The organism is Bradyrhizobium sp. GW821-FHT12B03, assembly GCF_058807535.1.
Window position 1 is genome coordinate 175250 of sequence record NZ_JBXAQU010000008.1, and the last position, 11969, is coordinate 187218.

At 62.6% G+C, this 11969-nt stretch carries 16 protein-coding genes; 5 read left to right on the forward strand and 11 right to left on the reverse strand.

From position 1 onward, the window contains the following. Positions 1-15: 15 nt before the first annotated feature. Positions 16-609 (reverse strand): hypothetical protein, encoded by a 594-nt coding sequence (locus tag AC1RUR_RS17885; protein ID WP_492846271.1) that lies wholly within the window; start codon positions 607-609, stop codon positions 16-18. Between the two features lie 217 nt (positions 610-826). On the opposite strand from AC1RUR_RS17885, the gene tenA reads away from it, so the two are divergent. Next, entirely contained in the window at positions 827-1501 is a 675-nt protein-coding gene (tenA, locus tag AC1RUR_RS17890; RefSeq protein ID WP_492846273.1) for a thiaminase II, read from the forward strand. A gap of 236 nt (positions 1502-1737) precedes the next feature. On the opposite strand, the gene AC1RUR_RS17895 is transcribed toward tenA, so the two are convergent. After that, positions 1738-2055, reverse strand: a complete 318-nt coding sequence (locus AC1RUR_RS17895; protein ID WP_492846275.1) for a hypothetical protein — start codon at positions 2053-2055, stop codon at positions 1738-1740. A 48-nt stretch (positions 2056-2103) separates the two neighbouring features. Next, positions 2104-2514: a hypothetical protein gene (locus AC1RUR_RS17900; protein ID WP_492846277.1), complete on the reverse strand. Its 411-nt coding sequence runs from the start codon at positions 2512-2514 to the stop codon at positions 2104-2106. Between the two features lie 261 nt (positions 2515-2775). On the opposite strand from AC1RUR_RS17900, the gene AC1RUR_RS17905 reads away from it, so the two are divergent. Next, positions 2776-2946 (forward strand): hypothetical protein, encoded by a 171-nt coding sequence (locus tag AC1RUR_RS17905; RefSeq protein ID WP_492846279.1) that lies wholly within the window; start codon positions 2776-2778, stop codon positions 2944-2946. Between the two features lie 27 nt (positions 2947-2973). On the opposite strand, the gene AC1RUR_RS17910 is transcribed toward AC1RUR_RS17905, so the two are convergent. Both AC1RUR_RS17910 and AC1RUR_RS17915 read right to left on the reverse strand, forming a co-directional pair. Next, positions 2974-3378, reverse strand: coding sequence for a nuclear transport factor 2 family protein (locus AC1RUR_RS17910; RefSeq protein ID WP_492846281.1), 405 nt, complete (start codon positions 3376-3378; stop codon positions 2974-2976). A 334-nt stretch (positions 3379-3712) separates the two neighbouring features. Continuing rightward, entirely contained in the window at positions 3713-4657 is a 945-nt protein-coding gene (locus AC1RUR_RS17915; RefSeq protein WP_492846283.1) for an AEC family transporter, read from the reverse strand. A 336-nt stretch (positions 4658-4993) separates the two neighbouring features. Here AC1RUR_RS17915 and AC1RUR_RS17920 point away from each other — a divergent pair, with 336 nt between their 5' ends. Together AC1RUR_RS17920 and AC1RUR_RS17925 are read left to right on the forward strand one after the other, a co-directional pair. Then, positions 4994-5368 (forward strand): hypothetical protein, encoded by a 375-nt coding sequence (locus AC1RUR_RS17920; RefSeq protein WP_492846285.1) that lies wholly within the window; start codon positions 4994-4996, stop codon positions 5366-5368. A gap of 435 nt (positions 5369-5803) precedes the next feature. Continuing rightward, on the forward strand, positions 5804-6481 hold the full coding sequence (locus tag AC1RUR_RS17925; protein ID WP_100233799.1) for an AAA family ATPase: 678 nt from the start codon (positions 5804-5806) through the stop codon (positions 6479-6481). Between the two features lie 77 nt (positions 6482-6558). On the opposite strand, the gene AC1RUR_RS17930 is transcribed toward AC1RUR_RS17925, so the two are convergent. The 5 genes from AC1RUR_RS17930 to trxB form a co-directional block, all read right to left on the reverse strand. Further along, a complete protein-coding gene (locus tag AC1RUR_RS17930) occupies positions 6559-6756 on the reverse strand; it encodes a hypothetical protein (protein WP_492846287.1) in 198 nt (65 codons plus the stop codon). A 99-nt stretch (positions 6757-6855) separates the two neighbouring features. Continuing rightward, positions 6856-7002: a hypothetical protein gene (locus AC1RUR_RS17935; RefSeq protein WP_492846289.1), complete on the reverse strand. Its 147-nt coding sequence runs from the start codon at positions 7000-7002 to the stop codon at positions 6856-6858. Positions 7003-7171: 169 nt separating this feature from the next. Continuing rightward, positions 7172-8080, reverse strand: a complete 909-nt coding sequence (locus tag AC1RUR_RS17940) for a 4-hydroxy-tetrahydrodipicolinate synthase family protein (RefSeq protein ID WP_492846291.1) — start codon at positions 8078-8080, stop codon at positions 7172-7174. Positions 8081-8528: 448 nt separating this feature from the next. Continuing rightward, positions 8529-9452 carry a LysR family transcriptional regulator gene (locus tag AC1RUR_RS17945; RefSeq protein ID WP_027534296.1) on the reverse strand — a complete coding sequence of 308 codons (924 nt, stop codon included), beginning with the start codon at positions 9450-9452 and terminating at the stop codon, positions 8529-8531. 5 nt (positions 9453-9457) lie between these two features. Then, entirely contained in the window at positions 9458-10423 is a 966-nt protein-coding gene (gene trxB, locus AC1RUR_RS17950; RefSeq protein WP_492846293.1) for a thioredoxin-disulfide reductase, read from the reverse strand. 267 nt (positions 10424-10690) lie between these two features. Between trxB and AC1RUR_RS17955 the strand changes: the two genes are divergently transcribed. After that, positions 10691-11170: an Lrp/AsnC family transcriptional regulator gene (locus AC1RUR_RS17955; protein WP_027547667.1), complete on the forward strand. Its 480-nt coding sequence runs from the start codon at positions 10691-10693 to the stop codon at positions 11168-11170. 189 nt (positions 11171-11359) lie between these two features. Here AC1RUR_RS17955 and greA read toward each other — a convergent pair whose 3' ends face one another. Continuing rightward, a complete protein-coding gene (gene greA / locus AC1RUR_RS17960; protein ID WP_027547666.1) occupies positions 11360-11833 on the reverse strand; it encodes a transcription elongation factor GreA in 474 nt (157 codons plus the stop codon). Positions 11834-11969: the final 136 nt, after the last annotated feature.

Consider the following 11969-nt stretch of genomic DNA (forward strand, 5'->3'; position numbering starts at 1 on the left):
AGGGACGACACCTGACTAGTCCTCCAACTCTTTTTTGGGCTGAAGTCGATTGCCCTGGCCATACTCCAGGTAGGCTGCGGGCGATCGACCGCTCAACGCTGCGACCAAAACGATATGGATCAGGTCGCGCACGTGGTGAAGTTCCGAGATAGTTTCGCGGAACTGGTGGGCCTTCTTGACAGAGTAGTCGATGCCGCCCTGGCTCTTTCGCTTGAATGCACGCGAGGTCTTTATACCCTCGAGCCGGCCATATAGGTTTTCGTCGCTGGGGAAGTCCGTGTACCATAGGCGATGCACGATGTCGTTGCGCCTTCCATTGACCTTGTCGATGCGATCCGAGACTGAGTCGACTATGCTGTGCGCTTCAGTATCATTTTCGAAGGTCGCCTTGACGAGCGCAGTCCAATACCGCCTCATACCTTCAATGTTGTATCCAGCCAAGACAATCTTGGCGTATTCTTCATCCAAGCCACCTTTAAGTACGAGGAGCATCCACAAGGCGTCGTTCATTGCCCTATTGAGATGCTCCGTCCTCACGGTGATCTCGCCAATCTCTGCATAGAAATGCTTGAGGTCTTTGTCGCGCGTGTTCTGCTTTTCGTCGGCCAACTCTCTCCTCCCCAATCAGCGCCCAGGAATCCCTATCCGAGATGCAAGCCGCCGCATTATGGTGACAGTGCACAAAACTCTCGACGCGGGGCGCGCCCCATTCGCAACGCCGCTCAAAGCCAGTTTTGCGCGCGGTCACCGTAGCCCCTCCGTCCGCGATGCGCTATCGGTAGCCAACCAAGACGTCCATGAACAAGCAACCCCGGCGAAAAACATCGTGACCTTCTTCGAGCGTCTCAAGACAGCAGCATCCGTTGAGTGGCGGGCTTACACCGAGCATCCCTTCACGAACGGATTGGCGGACGGCTCGCTCCCTGAAGCTGCGTTTCGTCACTACCTCGTTCAAGATTACCTGTTTCTCATCGAGTTTGCGCGCGCCTACGCGCTCGCGGTCTACAAGTCGCCCAGGCTTGCCGACATGCGGGAAGCAGCTAGCGGCCTGTCGGCCATCCTCGATGTCGAGATGAACCTGCATGTAAAACTCTGTGGCGAATGGGGGCTGTCCCCGGCCGACCTCGAACAGGCCCCTCCGGCGGCCGAGATGCTGGCCTATACACGCTACGTGTTGGATGCGGGAATGCGCGGCGATCTGCTGGCCCTCAAGGTGGCGTTGGCCCCCTGCGTGATCGGCTACGCGGAGATCGCAACGCGGCTCGCCTCGCGACCCCATGCGGACGCTGCGACGAACGCCTATCGCGTCTGGATCGCCGAGTACGCCGGCGCGCCGTACCAGGAGGTCGCGGCCAAGGCGCGGGCGCACATGGAGCATCTCGCCGATCTCTACGCCACGCCGGCCCGCGAGGCCGAGCTGATGGCGATCTTCAAGGAAGCCACCCGGCTCGAGGCAGACTTCTGGGAGATGGCGTGGCGCGCGGGCCAGCGAGTTCAATGACCTTCCGGCCGTCGGGACCCGAAAGCTAAAGCGGGATGTGTTTTGGTTGAATCGATGCCAACCGAGAGCTCCGATCACCTCTCCCGTAGGGAGAGGCATAGGCCGCCCTTGGCGGCCGTTCCTAAGAACGCCGAAGCGAAGCTTCGGCTACGTCGCATCGAAGATGCGGTCCGGGTGAGGGGTTTTGGTCTCACTGGGTGCCGCGGCCCCTCACCCGGATTGCTCGGGCGCTCACATCAAACCTGATCGCTGCGCTGCGAGCGAGCCAATGGGAGGGTATTGGAGGACTCGGCGGGCCCTTGCTGGGTATGGGCAAATGCCTCATCTCGTTTAACTTCGCCAGCTGCTTCCAGTGCGGTCAACGCTACCGGCTGAGATGCAGGGCCCGAAGCGCGGGTAGCGCTTTTGGACATATGATCAAACAGATCTTTCCAACCCTTCTCCCTTGCGATCGCGGCTTTTCGTCTGCGCTCCTCGCGCTGACGATGCCGCTTACGCTCTTTCCGCTGCTCGTGAAGCGCGCAAATCATTTTCATGAGGATATTGCTCGTCATCATCGGATTCCGCGTCGCGCAAAGGGATCAACCTGAATATCGCGTCTGTCAGTTCGGCTGAGACCGTAAATTGGCCGACGCGCCCTTTGTTGATGTTGCGCCATGCGCTGTGGTGGTATCGGCGATTTTGTCCTGGGATCGCTTTGTTCGACCGACGATTTTGGATCGCTTTGTTCGACCGACGATTTTCAGCTTCGAAACAACCTCGCTGTTTTCCTCTCGGATCACCGTTTCAAAAGTGTTCTCGATCGACTCGAGCTTTGCTCGCGAAAAATGGGGGCTGTTGGGATCGAGGTCGAAGTCGACTTCGACGACCAGCGTCTTCTTGCGATGATGTCCTTTGATCTCCAGCTCGAAATGGGTTCCGACCACTCCCCCGATACGCTCGACGAGTTCTCTGACCATCGCTTTGTCTTGCGCTTTGTCCTGCGCTTTGTCTTGCGCCTTGTCTTGGCTCACGGGACCCTCCATAGACTGAATGCGTCTGGTCATCCTTGGGCAGAACTCGAACACACGACGGGCACGTCCGTTCCATCTTCGGCTGCTTTCCGTAACCGTGGCCGGATTGGTCGTGGCCGATCAGCAGGGTGGGGCGTGGCGGGCTCTTCCGTCAAGGTGGCTGGCGGTAGGCTGGCGGCAGGCTGACGGTACCTGGGCCTCGACCTTACCCCACCCCTGGAGTAGTCTTCTCGCACAGCAACATGTCAGCGGAGGTCCTCCGTGGAACATCGCGGCGTCAGCTTCTCGGTCGTTCGAATGAGCTATTTGTCCGGCTGGCAGTGGACCGTCGGAAAGGGCCGAACCGTGTCGGTCGGGGTCTGTGCGACGAGGGCGGACGCGATCCGCCAGGCTCAGACCTTCATTGACGCGATCATGGACTGGGCCGCCTAAGCGGCGCGAGGCTTACCTTGCCCCGCCTCACGCGATCATCGCCTTGATCTGAGCCGTATCCGCAAACTCGATCAGCTCGGCGATCTTGCCGTCCTGAAACCTGAACAGGTGCAGGATCTCGGTGCTGACCGCTTTGCCTGTTGGATGGTATCGAACGAGAACGCGGGAATGGACGGCGACACGATCTCCGTCGACCAGCTCGGCCAGGATTTCGCGGCCTTCGAAGCCGAAGTCGGCGATCAATTGACTGAACGCGCCGCGCAGGGTCGGGTGGCCCTGCATGCTTCCTGTCAGTTCGAGCGCGCTCTTGTCGCCCATCAAGGTGAACGCGCCCTCGGGATGAAAAGCCGTCACCAGGCCCTCGGCGTCGTCGCCATCGCGCGCGGCGTAGGCGGTCCTGATCAATGCGAGCATCTCTTCGCGTTGTCCCATGTCACCCTCCCGGCAAGGCGTATCAAGGCAGATTAGCGACCTTTGCGTGCAAAGGCAAAATCATCGGAACCAGGGTGCGCGGGCTCACCCCCGTCGTCCGAACGAATGATCTGGACAGTCGGGACGGCAACGCGACCCTTCGTAGCGCCAATGGCAACGTGACTTGCCGGTCCGAACCCGCAAGCGGTTGCGTCATCCGCAGCCAGCTCACGACCGACGTTGCGCGCGTGAGGTTCAGCTACAAATTTCAATAGTTTCCGGATCCCTGTCGTCTTCGGGAAGCCTCGGTCCGAGCCGGGGCTTCCTCGCAACCGGCTGTCGGGATGAAGGCGGGCTACTTCAATCCGGCGACGATCACCACCACCACCGGCAGCGTCACCGCCGCCAGCAGCGTGCCCAGCGCCACCGCGCCCGACACCGGGTTCACCAGCCGCTTGTACTGGACCGCGAAGATGTACGCGTTCGCGCCGGTCGGCATCGCCGCGAACAGCACGATGACACCGGCGGCAACCGGCGGCAGGCCGAGCAGCCTGGCCAGCACGAACGCGGCCGCCGGCATCGCCATCAGCTTCAGCGCGCACATCACGACGACGCTCAACATCTCGCCCTTCACCTCGAAGCGGAACAAATTGATGCCGAGCGCGATCAGCGCCGCCGGCGATCCCGCCTGCGCCAATAGCTCGATGGTCCGGTCGACGACGGGATGGAGGCCGAGGCCGGTGAAGCGCCAGACCACGCCGAAACCGATTCCCAGCATCAGCGGGTTGCGGGAGAGATCCGCGAGCACGGGCCAGATCACCGTCAGCGCCGAGCCGGTTCGCTTGCGGCTGACGAGCTCCATCTGCAGGATGCCGCAGAGCCAGAGCAGCGGCGTGTTCACCGACAGGATCAGCGCCATCGGCCCCGCGGCCTCGTTGCCCAGCGCCGAGAGCACGAGCGGAATGCCGAGCATCACGATGTTGCCGTAGACCGAGCCGATCGCGAGCACGACGCCGTCCTCGCGGTCCTCGCGCCGTTCGCGCAAGCATGCCGAGAGCGCCAGCGCCGCGATCCAGGTGATCGCCAGCGCGCCGTAATAGGCGCCCCACATCCGGTAGGGGCTGACGTCGGGGAATTCCGACACGACGATGGTGCGGAACAGCAGCGCCGGGATCGCGATGCTGAAGGCGAATTCGGAGATGCCCTTGTGCGCGGTCTCGGAGACGAAACGAAACAGCACCGCGGCATAGCCTGATGCGATCAGGGCAAACACCGGCGCGACGATCAATATGGTGGCCATGCGCCCCTCAACCTCACGGGGATCTCGGCCGACCACCCCACGCAATCCTCGATGATGTCATCATGCCACTGTTTTGCCCGACGGGTCAAACTGATTTCGTAAAATCCGTATGTCGTGCCGGGCCGGGCTACTGTGCATGGGGTTGTTTTCGCGTTTTTGTTGGAGGGGGCAGGCGCGCTGCTCTCCCGCTTGCGGGGGCTGGGGTGGGGTGTCGCGGAAAGCCGGGACCCGCGCCTGTTGCCGAGACCGCACACGTCCGAGCTTTCGCCTCGGGCCGCGTTGCCAACGAACCGCCGTTCACCCACACTCCGGCCGACTCGAGATTTGGGGGGATCGATGCCGGCGTTTCGCTTGAGGAAGTCCGTTATTGCTGCCGTCGCGGGGCTCGCCCTGGCCGTGCTGGTCCTGCCCGGCGCCGGTTTCGCCTACACGCAGGAGGAGCAGCAGGCCTGCACGCCGGATGCGATGCGGCTGTGCGGCGAGTTCGTGCCGAACGTCGACGCCATCACCGCCTGCATGATCAAGAAGAAGGCGCAGCTGTCGCCGCAGTGCAAGGTTTTCTTCCGGCCGGGACCCGAACCCGGCGGGGCCGCCGCGCCCCGTGCCGGCAAACCGGTCAGCATCACGCCCAAGAGTGCGTCGAATAGCGCGAAGAAGAGCACCAAGCCGGCGCCGAAGGCGACCAAGAAGAAGAAATCCGACGAAGGCTGAGCGCCGCGCGCGTTCCTTCCCTGAATCTCCATCATGCCGGGCGCCAGGTGCGAAGCGCGTCGTCGCGCTTCGCACCGCGAGTCGAACTGCCCGGGCATCGGCCAAGCGACAGCTACCGGACTCGTTTTGTTCGCGCAGATTGCGCGCCTGCTTGCGGCAATGGTCATCACGGGCGATCAAAAAGAGTCGCGATGCGATTTGCCCGGCAAGGTTGCATTCCAACTTTTCCCGCGCCGCTGCTCAAAAAACGCACGATTGCTCGCGCGAAAGGCGCTTCATTGCAGTTCGTGTCGTCGTCACACGCGGCAGTGTGACTCAAAAGCCAACACGCTTTGTTATTTCGTGGCGGCGAGGCAACTCCCGGTAAATTTTTCTTTCACGAATCAGCGCGGTGATTCATTTTCGTGGCCTGGGGTCAATCTGGAGGCCGAAGGTATGAACGTTATTGTTTTTGCATCGCGTAAAGGCGGCTCGGGCAAGAGTACCCTGGCCGCACATCTCGCCGCGCAGATCAAGGCGAGCAAGCAGGTCATGCTCGTGGACGCGGATCCACAAGGCTCGCTCACGCTCTGGCACAAGCTGCGTGGCACCAACGAGCCGCCGATCAAGGCTGCCGTGAATTCCGTCAGCGGCATCGTCTCCGCTGCCAAGCGCGACGGTTATGAATGGGTGTTGATCGACACGCCGCCGAACCTCTCGGCCGTCGTCGACGACGCGATCCGCAACGCCACGATGGTGATCATTCCGGCGCGTCCCGGCGTGTTCGACGTCAACGCGGTGCAGGAAACCATCCAGATGTGCCGTGCGGCGCGCAAGCCCTACGCGGTCGTGCTCAACGGTGCGCCGGCGCGCCGTGACGACGCCGAGAGCCCGATCGTCACCATCGCCCGCGAGGCGCTGGCGAAATTCCGTGCTCCGGTGTGGGGCGGCCAGATCACCAACCGTTCGGATTTGCTGATGGCGCTCAGCCACGGCGAAGGCGCGCGGGAGTATCAGGCCGAGAGCCGTGCGGCTCAGGAGATTGCAAGGTTGTGGGCAGCGATCGAGCGTTCGGTCAAGGCCATTCGCGGCACGGCGTCGGCATCCGGCGCAATGCACAAGCAGGCGGCATAATTTTCATTAATCATTCCCCGGACGAAAAACGCGCGGATGTCCGCGCGTTTTGCGTTTCAAGGATCGGGTGAAGGTGCTTACGCCACCATCAGCATGTAGAAGACGATGACCGGCGACAGCGTCAGGATCACCGACCAGATGCCGACGGCCCAGAGAATGTCCTCGGTGGTGAAGCTCTGCTCGGTGGTAAAGCCCTGCCGTCCGGCGCCGTAATGCGACGCCATCTCGTTCTGACTGTTCACAAACGCCCCCGCGATTTCTTCGCTTATGGGCATCGACATTACGTCTGATGTTTTAAAATTCCGGGTTGCACCGTCGCTCGCATTTTGAACGCATTTGTGACCCCGGCTTAACCATCCGCGCGAGCAGCGGCCTCAGGCGAGCCAGACCCGAAACAGCAGCACCGGCATCAGGCCGAGCATCACCGCCCAGAACCCGAACGACGAGACGACGAGAATTCCCTTCAAGAGATCGGCGGGCGCGAATTGCTGCGCGGCCGTAGGCCGGGTGCGATGCCCCATTGGTTTATTCCCCCTTCGGAATGCTTTGGAGAAAACGATAGGAGCGGATGCGTAAACGAGACGTGGATGCGCCATGCGGCAGCTGCGAAGGCGATTGGGGCGCGGTTAACCACGGCGCATCTTGCCCTCCCCCTCCAGGGGGCCCTGGAGGGGGAGGGCAAGCGAAGCGCTACGCCGCGACTTTCATCCGTCGCTCGATCTCGCGATCGATGGTGGCGGCGAGTTCGCTGCTGACTTCCACCATCGGCAGGCGCACTTCGGGACTGTCGATCAGGCCGTTGCGCCACAGCCAATACTTCGCCGGCGCCGGGCTCGGCTCGGCGAACAACAGCCGCGTCAATTCGGCGACCTCGTGCCAGCGCGCCTGCGCCGCATCGTGATTGCCGCGCTTGTGCTCGGCGTAAACCGCGGCAAAGGTCGCGGTCTCGACATGGGCTGACAGCACGATGCCGCCGTCGGCGCCGTCGGTGAGCGCCTCGAGATAGTTCGCGTCCTCGCCGGTGAGCACGCGAAATCCCTCGGGCCTGTCGCGCAGCAGCGCGATCGATTGCTCGCGGCTGGCGCCGCAATCCTTCAGGCCGACGATGTTGGGATGCTCGGCGAGCCGCAGCATGGTCTGGTTGGTGATGTTGACCGCGCAGCGATAGGGAATGTTGTAGAGCGCCAGCGGCCAGGCGGCGTGATCGGCGAGCGCCTCGAAATGCGCCAGCAGCCCGCGTTGCGACGGCCGCACGTAATAGGGGCTCGCGATCAGGTAACCGTCGATCGGCCAGTCCGCGGTTTCATCAAGGCGCTCCTTCAGCCGCGAGGTGTCCGCGCCTGACAGTCCAAGGCACACTGGAATATTGCGCCGGCCGGCGGCCATCTCGTCGCGCACGATGGCGACAAGCCGTTCGAGTTCGCCGTCGCGAAGCGTCATGCCTTCCCCGGAGGTCGCCCCGAGGACAAGCCCGTCGATGCCTTGTCCGCTGTAATGCCGCGTCAGCCGCCGCAGCGAGGTCTCGTCGAGCTTGCCGCCTAGAAACGGCGTCACCAGCGGCAGCCAGAGCCCGTGCAAATGATCTCGTAGTCCGGTCATGTTCCATCTCCTTCTCGGGAAAAAACCTGAGACGGAGGTCACATGAAAAAACCCCGTCCAGGCGGCGGGGTTTTCGGGATTTGTTGCGATGACGAAGTCTGTCTAGCGCGCGCAAAAATCCGAGGCCCCGGGATGGGGGCCTTTTTTCGAGACGATTGCGCACGACTTCGTGATCATTCGCAAATGATGCGGGGTATGCCCCAAACTGTCAATACACGCGGAAAGCGAAAGATAATTTCGACCAAAAAAAAGCCGGGCTCGAACGAGCCCGGCTTAAGGTATTGGCCACGTGAGGCCGACACAATCACCTTCCAAGAGGGATTACTGAACTCCCGCGCCACTGGAGGAGGGGGACAAATGCGCAACGCGAAGGCTCAGCGTGCAAACATTATGAGCTTGCCGAACGCCATGCAGCAACAGCCGAGGCCGCATGTCAGACATGCGGAAATCAGGACGGCCAGCGCTGCGCCTTGCTCACCACGAAGTCGCGGAACACCTGCACGCGTGCGACCGTCTTCAACTCCTCGGGATAGACGAAATACGTATCGAGCTGGATCGAATCCGATTCGCCGAACAGTTGGACGAGACGGCTCTGCTCTTCGATCAGATAGTCCGGCAGCGCGGCGATGCCGAGGCCCTGCTGACAGGCGCGCACGAGGCCAAGGATGTTGTTCACCCTGAAATAGGCCTCGCGCGGACCCGAGCCGTTGCGGCCGGCTTCGACCAGCCAGTTGCGGTTCTGCAGATGCGGCGCGAAGTTGCCGTCGGAGAGCGTGATGATGCGGTGGGAGTCGAGCTCCTCCAGGGTGCGCGGCGTGCCGAAGCGCTTGATGTAATCCGGCGAGCAATAAGCGTGGAAGCCCATCGCGAACAGCTTGCGCTGGATGAGATCGGGCTGCGTCGGCTTGCGGGTGCGGATCGCAACGTCGGCCTCGCGCATCGACAGGTCGAGCTCCTCGTCGGTGACGATCAGCGAGATCCGGATCTCCGGATAGAGCGCGGTGAATTCGCCGAGCCGCGGGATCAGCCAGTTGATGCCGACGCCGGGCGTGGTGGTGATCTTGAGATCGCCGCTCGGCCGCTCGCGGCTGTCGGTCAGTTTGGCGCGCGCCGCCTGCAACTGCATGAACACGTCATGCGCGGTGCGGAACAACAGATCGCCCTGCTCGGTGAGGATCAGGCCGCGGGCGTGGCGGTGGAACAGCGAGACCGAAAGCTCCTGCTCCAGCGCCGAGACCTGGCGCGAGACCGCCGATTGCGACAGGCCGAGCTGCTCGCCCGCATGCGTGAAGCTGCCTGCTTCAGCCGCCGCGTGAAACACCTTCAGCTTGTCCCAGTCCATATCCGTAAATCCGTCGCGTGTTCGAGGCATGATCTTTATTCCGCTGCCGCGCGCTCGCTGGCGCGCAGGGCCAAGAAACGTTCGGCCTCGAGTGCTGCCATGCAGCCGAGGCCTGCGGCCGTCACGGCCTGGCGATAAGTTTCGTCGGCGACGTCGCCGGCGGCGAACAGGCCGGGCACCGAGGTGGCGGTCGAGTTCGGGGCGACCTCGACATAGCCCGACGGTTTGAGCTTGACCTGATCCTTCACGAGCTCGGTCGCCGGGGCATGGCCGATGGCGATGAAGACGCCGTCGGTCTTCACGTCCGTCAGCGTGCCGGTCTTGACGTTCTTGAGGCGGACGTGGGTGACCTTGTTCGGGTTCTCAGTGCCGCAGATCTCGTCGACGGCGCAGTCCCAGATCACCTTGATCTTGGGGTGCTTGAACAGACGCTCCTGCAGGATGCGTTCGGCGCGGAAGTGATCGCGACGATGCACGATGGTGACCTGCGAGGCATGGTTGGTGAGGTACAGCGCTTCCTCGACCGCGGTATTGCCGCCGCCGACCACCACGACGTCCTTGCCGCGGTAGAAGAAGCCGTCGCAGGTGGCGCAGGCCGAGACACCGCCGCCCTGGAACTTCCCTTCGGACGGCAGCCCGAGCCAGCGCGCTTGCGCGCCCGTGGCGAGGATCACGGCTTCGGCGAGATAGACATCGCCGCTGTCGCAGGTGAGGCGGAACGGCCGTTGCCCGGTCTCCAGCTTGGTCACGAGGTCGGTGACGATCCTGGTGCCGACATGCACCGCCTGCTTCTCCATCTGCTCCATCAGCCAGGGGCCCTGGATCACGTCGGCGAAGCCCGGATAGTTTTCGACGTCGGTGGTGATGGTGAGCTGGCCGCCGGCCTGTATGCCCTGGATCAGGATCGGCTCGAGCATCGCCCGCGCGGCGTAGATCGCCGCCGTGTAGCCGGCGGGGCCGGAGCCAATAATCACGACCTTTGCATGAACAGGAGCGGACATTTCGATGGACGCCTTTCACGGGGGATCTGCAGCGCGGGCGCGGAAGGAGCCAGGAGGCCTCGCGGAGGCGCTGAAATATCAGAGCTAATCTAAGCCTTCTGGTGAGCTATGCAAGAATTGCATTCCCTGTCGGCGGATTTTTCCAACAGGGAACAAAAGTCGATTGCGCTGCACGCGCAATAAAATTGCGCTAACCGTGCGGACTGGGTTATGAGGATTGCGACAGACCCACCCAATACCGCAGCAAAGGCCAGGAGTTCCAATCACGTGTCGCGGAACCTAGACGAGATCGACCTGAAAATTCTCACCGAGATTCAGGCCGACGGTCGAATCACCAATGTCGAGCTGGCCAAGCGGGTCGGCATTTCCCCGCCGCCCTGCCTGCGCCGGGTCCGGGCGCTGGAGGAGGAGGGCTATATCCACGGCTATCGCGGGCTGCTCGACGCGCGAAAGCTCGGTTTCGACGTCACGGTGTTCGCCGCCGTGCACCTGTCCAGCCAGGCCGAGGCTGACTTGCGCGCCTTCGAGGAATTCGTTCGCGCCGAGCCCCTGGTGCGGGAATGCTGGATGCTGTCGGGTGAGGTCGATTTCATCCTGAAATGCGTCGCGCCCGACATGGCGACCTTCCAGGATTTCGTCACCCACCTGACCGCCGCGCCCCATGTCCGCAACGTGCGGACCTCGCTGGTGCTGCACAATTCCAAATATGAGGCGGCGGTGCCGCTGGACGTGAAGGGAAGAAGATAGGGGCGCCTTCTCATGCCCCGGACGCAGCGCAGCGCTCCTTCAGCGGTGCTGCTTGTCCGGGGCACGAGACCAAAGGCGTTGCTGTCGCCTCCGTCGTTGCGATCGCTCTTCGTCAAGCAACACGCCGAAACAAAAAGGCCGCGCATCGCGCGGCCTTTTCAAAAAATCATCACCGGCAGCGGCAAATCCCTACCGCCACTCCACCTTGGTGATCTCATAGGCCTTGGCGCCGCCGGGGGCGTTGACCTCGACGGTCGAACCCTTCTTCTTGCCGATCAGCGCGCGCGCGAGCGGCGAGGTGATGGAGATGCGGCCCTTCTTGGCGTCGGCCTCGACCTCGCCGACGATCTGCCACACCGTCTTCTTCTCGGTGTCCTCGTCGACCAGCGTCACGGTGGCGCCGAACTTGATGGTGTCGCCGGACAGTTTCGAGATGTCGATGATGTCGGCGCGCGCGAGCTTGTCCTCGAGCTCGGCGATGCGGCCCTCATTGTGGGACTGCTCTTCCTTCGCGGCGTGATATTCCGCGTTTTCCGACAGGTCTCCGTGCGAGCGCGCCTCCGCGATGTGCTCGATGATGCGCGGACGGTCCTCGGACTGGCGCTTCTTCAATTCTTCCCCGAGCGCGGCAAACCCGGCCGAAGTCATCGGAACCTTTTCCATCTTCTCTCTCGTCCTTCGATCGTGCGCCCCAGAACGCAATTGGGCGCCCAACCTTGATTCGTCGGTCTTTCCGGGGCTCGACACATGGGCCGCCGGACGTTGACAGATATGGGCTTGGCGCCGGAACAGAACAACC

What these genes read in the sequence shown, in the direction of transcription:
- AC1RUR_RS17895 (WP_492846275.1), bottom strand. Translation starts at nt 2,055, where the DNA reads ATGACGAGCAATATCCTCATGAAAATGATTTGCGCGCTTCACGAGCAG.
- AC1RUR_RS17910 (WP_492846281.1), bottom strand. Translation starts at nt 3,378, where the DNA reads ATGGGACAACGCGAAGAGATGCTCGCATTGATCAGGACCGCCTACGCC.
- AC1RUR_RS17915 (WP_492846283.1), bottom strand. Translation starts at nt 4,657, where the DNA reads ATGGCCACCATATTGATCGTCGCGCCGGTGTTTGCCCTGATCGCATCA.
- AC1RUR_RS17920 (WP_492846285.1), top strand. Translation starts at nt 4,994, where the DNA reads ATGCCGGCGTTTCGCTTGAGGAAGTCCGTTATTGCTGCCGTCGCGGGG.
- AC1RUR_RS17925 (WP_100233799.1), top strand. Translation starts at nt 5,804, where the DNA reads ATGAACGTTATTGTTTTTGCATCGCGTAAAGGCGGCTCGGGCAAGAGT.
- AC1RUR_RS17930 (WP_492846287.1), bottom strand. Translation starts at nt 6,756, where the DNA reads ATGCCCATAAGCGAAGAAATCGCGGGGGCGTTTGTGAACAGTCAGAAC.
- AC1RUR_RS17935 (WP_492846289.1), bottom strand. Translation starts at nt 7,002, where the DNA reads ATGGGGCATCGCACCCGGCCTACGGCCGCGCAGCAATTCGCGCCCGCC.
- AC1RUR_RS17940 (WP_492846291.1), bottom strand. Translation starts at nt 8,080, where the DNA reads ATGACCGGACTACGAGATCATTTGCACGGGCTCTGGCTGCCGCTGGTG.
- AC1RUR_RS17945 (WP_027534296.1), bottom strand. Translation starts at nt 9,452, where the DNA reads ATGCCTCGAACACGCGACGGATTTACGGATATGGACTGGGACAAGCTG.
- trxB (WP_492846293.1), bottom strand. Translation starts at nt 10,423, where the DNA reads ATGTCCGCTCCTGTTCATGCAAAGGTCGTGATTATTGGCTCCGGCCCC.
- greA (WP_027547666.1), bottom strand. Translation starts at nt 11,833, where the DNA reads ATGGAAAAGGTTCCGATGACTTCGGCCGGGTTTGCCGCGCTCGGGGAA.